Genomic DNA, 6,008 nt, shown 5'->3' with positions numbered 1-6,008 from the left:
CCCAGCCAATCGCCTTCGGCTGCATCCTTGATGCCGCCGATAATGGTTTTGCGTTCGATGACCTGCGGCAGAAAGATGGTGAAGCCCCGTAAGATGAACAGAAACGCAAGCGTCACGATAAAGCTTGGCAGGCCGGTGCGCACGACGATAAAGCCGTTCAGCCAGCCGATCGCCATTGCCATGAGGAACGTCACGATGATGGCCATCCAGATCGGCCAGGCCAGTGTGACGCCAAAGATCGCGATCATCATGCCCGAAAAGCCGATCATCGAGCCTACGGAAAGGTCGAATTCTCCGGCGATCATCAGCAAGCAGGCGCCGACGGCGATGATCATGAATTGTGCCGAGACGACGCTCCAGTTCATGACGCCCTGCGCGTTGAACATGCCGCTGTCGCCGGCGAAGATGAAGAAAAGAACAAAGACGATGATCGTGCCACAGATGCCGCCAAGCTCGGGCCGGATCAGGGCTTGCCTGAGGCGCGACTGTTGCTTGACCCGTTCGTCGACACTGGGTGTGTTTGCGTCGGACATGGAAGACTCCACGAGTTAGTAATGTTTGGGGATTGTACAAAGAAAAAGGGCGGCGGAAACCGCCGCCCTTGTTAGGTGTTCGCTCTTAGCGGAATTCACCTGCGTATTGCTCGACCAGTGTCAGGCCATCTGCGGTCACAAAGCCAGGACCGGAGTTGATGTTGTTGCCTGGCAGAACACCGTAGCGGTGGTAGTTGGTCAGAACGACAACCGGCAGGTACGCCTGCAGGAACGGCTGTTGGTCGATACCCCAGTTGATCACGCCAGCTTTCAGGCCTTTGACGATTTCTTCACCCAGGTCGAAGGTGCCGAAATAGATGTCGCCCGCCATGCCGTTTTCGTCCAGCGCCAGCAGAGTTGGGTCTGCAGAGGTTGGGCCGAGGGTCAGAACCGCGTCAGTGTCTGGGTTTGCGTTCAGATACGCCAGAACACGGTTTTTGATTTCAGCAGGGTCTTGACCAGAGTCGATCATCTGGCTGCCCAGTTCGACGCCCAGACCGTCAGCGAAACCTTGGCAACGCTCGGTGGAAGATGGAGAGCTGATGTAGTGGTTTACACACAGGAAGCTGCCCACACCGTCGCCTTTGGCGCGCAGACCGGCAGCATAACCTGCATCATACTCTGGCTGGCCAACATACATCAGAGCGCCAACTTCGCGCGCCTGTTCTGGTGTGCCCGAGTTCATGATGATCACGTCAATGCCGCTGTCGACCGCTGCTTTGATCGGACCGGACAGAACGTCATAGTCAGACAGTGTGGTGATGATGCCGTTCGGGCCGCTTGCTGCTGCCTGCTCGATGATACGCGCCATATCCGCAAGGTCACCGGTGGGCGGGTTGCGATACTCGACGTCAACGCCCATTTGGTCGCCCGCCAGTGCAATGCCGTTCTTGATGGTGTTCCACCAGCTGTCGCTGTCAGGTGCGTGGCTGACCAGAATATACTTCTCGCCTTCGGCCGCCGCAGACGTTGCCGCCATGAGCGGTGCAGCAACAACCGCTGCAGCCAGTGCCAGTTTCTTGGTGAATGATGTCATGTGATCCTCCCAGATTTCACACTCGTAAATTGCACGAGCAATTTCGTATTGCTCCGACTCAACATAAGCACATCCGCTTGGTTTTTGCAACCGGTTGCAAAATGCTAAATTTGGTTTTTGGGGCTGCAGTCAATATTAAAAAGGTTTAGAACACCGTTAACGAAGCCCAAGGAAGTCTGAAATGCCCGTCACATTGAAAGAGGTTGCAGTGCGCGCAGGCGTGTCTCGATCTGCTGTTTCTCGGACGTTCACGGATGGGGCTTCGGTATCGGAAAAGATGCGCTCCAAGGTCGAGAAGGCTGCGCGCGAGCTGGGGTACAGCCCAAATGCGTTGGCCTCATCCTTGACGACGGGACGCACCAAATTGATCGGTTTGGTGTCCAACAACTTTCACAACCCGATCTTTCTGGAAGTCTTTGATCTGTTCACGCGCGGGCTGCAGGATCGCGGGCTGAGGCCGTTGCTGGTGAACCTGACGGACGAACAAGACCCTGAAAACTCGGTGCGCATGTTGCGTCAGTATTCTGTGGATGGCGTGGTCGTGGCATCCTCGACTTTGCCGCCAGAATTCGCGCTTGCGTTCCGGGACGCAGGCGTTCCCGTGGTGCATTCCTTTGGCCGGGCCTCGTCCTCGCCTAAGGTGCATGTGGTGGGTATCGACAACGTTGAAACCGGTCGCATGGCCGCAAGAGCCTTGATGGCACGTGGATACAAGCATGTGGCGTTTCTGGGCGGACCGCGAGACGCGACCTCTACGCAGGACCGTCACAAAGGCTTTGTCGAAGAGATGGCCTTGCATCCCGACGTCCGCCTGACCGAATCCTTCGCGCAGGCCTATTCGCATGAAGCAGGGCGGCGGGAAATGCTGCGACTGTTGGAAGACGCGCCCGCCGAGGGCTATTTCTGCGGCGATGACGTTCTGTCGATTGGGGTTTTGTCGGCGATTAAGGACAAGGGTCTGTCCTGTCCCGAGGACATTGGCATCATTGGCCTCAACGATATGGAAATGTCGCGCTGGGAAAACATTGATCTGACTACGATCCACCAGCCGATCCGCCAGATCGTCAATTCTTCCATCGAGCTGATGGTGGCCATGCTGGATGAGCCGGACCGCTATCCAGAGGCCCGGATCTTTCCGTGTTCAGTCGTCGAGCGCGGAACTTTGCCCGCGCTCTAGCGCTATCGTTTACCTGAAAATCGAAGGCCGGGCGTCCAGCCAGGCACCCCCTGCTTTTGCAGATTGCACTGCCGTGTGGACCGCCGCCATAGAGCGCACGCCGTCTGCGGCATTGGGCAGACCGTCGCGCGTTTCGCCGCGGATGGCGTCTGCAAGATCGCAATAGATATTCGCCACAGCCAAGGGGAACCCTTCGGGGTGCGCGATCGCGACACGACTGAGGCGCTGCGCTTCTTCGTAAAGGCCACTTTCGCCTTTTTCGATGATCTGCGTGCGTCCGCCAACCGGTGTATAGACAAGCTGGTTTGGCTGTTCAGATGCCCACCGCAGGCCGCCTGTTTCACCAAAGACCTGAATGTCAAAACCATGCTGGCGCCCGATGGCAACCGACGAAGTCCACAGACGTCCGACCGTGCCACCTTGCATGCGGAAATTCACCATGGCATCGTCTTCCAGCTCGCGGCTGGCAATGGTCGATGCAAAGTCGGCAGACAGCGTTTCCACCTCGTCGCCGCTGATAAAACTGGCCATGTGAAGCGCGTGGATGCCACAGTCGGCGAACTGCCCCGAGACACCCGCCATCGCCGGATCATAGCGCCACCGTACCCGCGGGTTGTCTGCATCCGTGGCGTCGCCGTGGTGGCCGTGGCTGAAGTTCGTGACCACAAGCCGGACCTTGCCGATCTCGCCCGCGCGCACCATTGCCCGCGCCTGCCGCACCATTGGATAGGCGGAGTAACAATAGTTCACCGCGCATATTTTGCCGGACTTTTCGGCGATTTTGACGATCTCTTCGCCTTCTTCGACAGTCATGGTCATCGGCTTTTCACACAACACATTGAAGCCCGCCTCAAGGAAGCTTTTGGTGATTTCAAAATGCGTCGCATTGGGCGTGGCCACGGTGACAAGGTCGATGCGGTCGGTGCGGTCTTTTTCGCCCGCCAGCATTTCTGTCCAGTCGCCATAGGCGCGGTCGGCTGCGATACCAAGACGTTGCGCATACTCTCGCCCGACGTCCGGGCGGTGATCCAGCGCACCAGCGGTGAATTCAAAGTGGCCATCCGCCAAGGCACCCAAACGGTGCGCCGGCCCGATCTGGCTGCCTTCTCCGCCGCCGATCATTCCCCATTTCAGCTTTGTCATGTCGCAGGCCTTTCTTAGTTAAATCCAATGGATTCAAGGTATTCTCGGTTTGTGCGCGCGTCATCAATGGGCGAGACGTCCAGTGTCGGATCGCAGTCTTGCTCGACAGTGCACCAACCCTGAAAACCCGCGTCCAGAAGGATCTGACGCACCGCAGGGAAATCGACATCGCCGTCGCCAAGGTTGCAGAAAATGCCTTGACCGCAGGCGTCATAAAACCCTGTCCGGTTGGCAATGACGTCGGCTTTGACCTTTGGATCGATGTCCTTGAAATGCATGTAAGAGATGCGATCCACATAGCGCTTCATGAAGGCGACCGGATCAAACCCTGCATAAGAGTGATGCCCCGTGTCAAAGCAGATCTTCAGGATCTTGTCGTCGACCTCGTTCAGCAGTCGTTCAAGCTCTGGCTCGAAATCCATAAAGCCCGCTGCGTGCGCGTGAATGCCTACGGTCAGGCCGTATTCCTCGGCGCCGATCCGCGCGGTCTCGGCGATGCGGTCGCGGTATGCGGCCCATTCCGCCGCGTCCATTTGCTCGGCTTCGGCGGCACGTCCTGCTGTGGGCGCGCGACGCTCAGAGATCGAGTCAATCAAGACCAGATGCTGCGCGCCATGGGCTTTCAACGCTTTGGCCGTGCGGTGGGTTGCGTCCAGCACATCTTCCCACATCGCCGGGTCGTGATAGGCGCGAAAGACAACTCCACCGATCAATTCCAGATCATGCTCGGCTAGGGCGTCGCCTAGGATCGCGGGATCTTCGGGCATGAAGCCGACAGGCCCCAGCTCAATACCCTTGTATCCCGCCTCAGCGCAGTCTTTCAGGACCGACCGCCAGGCCGGATTGCGCGGATCGTCCGCAAATTCGACGCCCCAGGAGCAGGGGGCATTGCCAATTCTGATTGTCATTGGTCTTGGTCTCCGAAACTTAGAATTCGTTGATGTTTTGCCAGGTTTCTGTGTCCGCAGATGCCATGGTGGCGGCGACGATGCGGTTCACGTCATGTCCGTCTTTGAAGGTTGGCCAGATGGCCGTGCTTGTGTCGATCGCGTGCAGGAAATCGCGCGCTTCGATAATGATCTGGTCCTGATAGCCGGTGCCGTGGCCCGGTCCCTGACAGAAGGGCAGATAGTCCGGGTGAGCGGGGCCGGTCAGGATCTTGCGAAACCCGCGCTGGGGTTCATGATCGGTCATCTTGTAAAGCCAAAGGGCGTTCTGATCTTCCTGATCAAACCGGATCGCCCCCGAGGTGCCGGTGATCTCATAGGCGTAGCCCATTTTGCGACCGGTTGCGATGCGGCTGAAATACATCGCGCCCATCGCACCATTTTCAAACCGACACATCATCTGGGCGTGGTCGTCATTGTCTACGGTTCCGCCGGGGCGCTCTTTGTGGACAGTTTCATAGGCGCCCATGACACGCGTGATGGGGCCCATCAGCGCCAGAGCTGCGTTGATCATATGAGGCGCGAGATCCCCCAAAGTGCCGTTGGCCATGCCGGTTGTACGCCAGCTGGCAGGGCTGCGCGGGTCGGCATAAAAGTCTTCGGTGTGCTCACCGCGAAACCAAGTGATGTCGCCGATTTCGCCGTCTGGTATAAGTTTGCGCGCATATTGGCTGGCGGGGGTGCGGATATAGTTGAACCCAACCATATTGGTAATTCCCGTCGTTTCAGCGGCCTGAACCATTGCGGCGCTGTCGTCCAAAGACGCCCCAAGCGGTTTTTCGCAGAGCACCGGTTTGCCGAGTGCGAAGGCTGCTTCGGCAACGCGGCGGTGGGTGTCCTGAGGCGAGGCAATCACGATGGCCTCGACGCGCGGGTCTTCGACCAGACTGCGCCAATCGTCCGTGGCGCGTGCAAACCCATAGGCCGCGCGATACCGCTCTGCCGAATCCGGTGACGAGGCGCAGACCATTTCCAGCCGAGGGCGCAGGGTCGTATTGAACACGGCTCCAACCGAGGCCATCGCCACCGCGTGTGCCTTGCCCATATAGCCGCCGCCAATGATGCCAATCCCGATTTCCACCTGTCATCTCCTCACGGTTTGAAATTCAATTTGCAACCGGTTGCAAAATTAGTATCCTGAGAATCAATGACTCGCAAGCTGCATTCGACAT

6 protein-coding genes are annotated in these 6,008 nt (G+C 58.0%); 1 reads left to right on the top strand and 5 read right to left on the bottom strand.

Annotated features, from left to right (window positions below; genetic code table 11):
- Positions 1–533, bottom strand: a 533-nt coding sequence (locus ACEQWH_RS15210) for an ABC transporter permease (protein WP_370232260.1), incomplete at its 3' end; no start/stop codon positions are given.
- A gap of 85 nt (positions 534–618) precedes the next feature.
- Entirely contained in the window at positions 619–1,569 is a 951-nt protein-coding gene (locus tag ACEQWH_RS15205; protein WP_370232258.1) for a sugar ABC transporter substrate-binding protein, read from the bottom strand.
- Positions 1,570–1,750: 181 nt separating this feature from the next.
- On the opposite strand from ACEQWH_RS15205, the gene ACEQWH_RS15200 reads away from it, so the two are divergent.
- Positions 1,751–2,746 (top strand): LacI family DNA-binding transcriptional regulator, encoded by a 996-nt coding sequence (locus tag ACEQWH_RS15200; protein WP_370232256.1) that lies wholly within the window; start codon positions 1,751–1,753, stop codon positions 2,744–2,746.
- Positions 2,747–2,755: 9 nt separating this feature from the next.
- Here ACEQWH_RS15200 and ACEQWH_RS15195 read toward each other — a convergent pair whose 3' ends face one another.
- From ACEQWH_RS15195 to ACEQWH_RS15185, 3 genes are read right to left on the bottom strand one after another with little or no spacing between them, the layout of a single operon-like run.
- Positions 2,756–3,889, bottom strand: a complete 1,134-nt coding sequence (locus tag ACEQWH_RS15195; RefSeq protein ID WP_370232254.1) for a Gfo/Idh/MocA family protein — start codon at positions 3,887–3,889, stop codon at positions 2,756–2,758.
- A 14-nt stretch (positions 3,890–3,903) separates the two neighbouring features.
- Positions 3,904–4,797 carry a TIM barrel protein gene (locus ACEQWH_RS15190; protein WP_370232252.1) on the bottom strand — a complete coding sequence of 298 codons (894 nt, stop codon included), beginning with the start codon at positions 4,795–4,797 and terminating at the stop codon, positions 3,904–3,906.
- A gap of 19 nt (positions 4,798–4,816) precedes the next feature.
- Positions 4,817–5,881, bottom strand: a complete 1,065-nt coding sequence (locus tag ACEQWH_RS15185; protein ID WP_370232262.1) for a Gfo/Idh/MocA family protein — start codon at positions 5,879–5,881, stop codon at positions 4,817–4,819.
- Between the last annotated feature and the right edge of the window lie 127 nt (positions 5,882–6,008).

It is taken from the genome of Cognatishimia sp. (assembly GCF_964229375.1).
GTDB lineage: Bacteria > Pseudomonadota > Alphaproteobacteria > Rhodobacterales > Rhodobacteraceae > Cognatishimia.
Note: the sequence above shows the minus strand (reverse complement) of the source record. Positions and strands in the feature narration are given on the sequence as shown.

What these genes read in the sequence shown, in the direction of transcription:
- ACEQWH_RS15205 (WP_370232258.1), bottom strand. Translation starts at nt 1,569, where the DNA reads ATGACATCATTCACCAAGAAACTGGCACTGGCTGCAGCGGTTGTTGCT.
- ACEQWH_RS15185 (WP_370232262.1), bottom strand. Translation starts at nt 5,881, where the DNA reads ATGGGCAAGGCACACGCGGTGGCGATGGCCTCGGTTGGAGCCGTGTTC.
- ACEQWH_RS15200 (WP_370232256.1), top strand. Translation starts at nt 1,751, where the DNA reads ATGCCCGTCACATTGAAAGAGGTTGCAGTGCGCGCAGGCGTGTCTCGA.
- ACEQWH_RS15190 (WP_370232252.1), bottom strand. Translation starts at nt 4,797, where the DNA reads ATGACAATCAGAATTGGCAATGCCCCCTGCTCCTGGGGCGTCGAATTT.
- ACEQWH_RS15195 (WP_370232254.1), bottom strand. Translation starts at nt 3,889, where the DNA reads ATGACAAAGCTGAAATGGGGAATGATCGGCGGCGGAGAAGGCAGCCAG.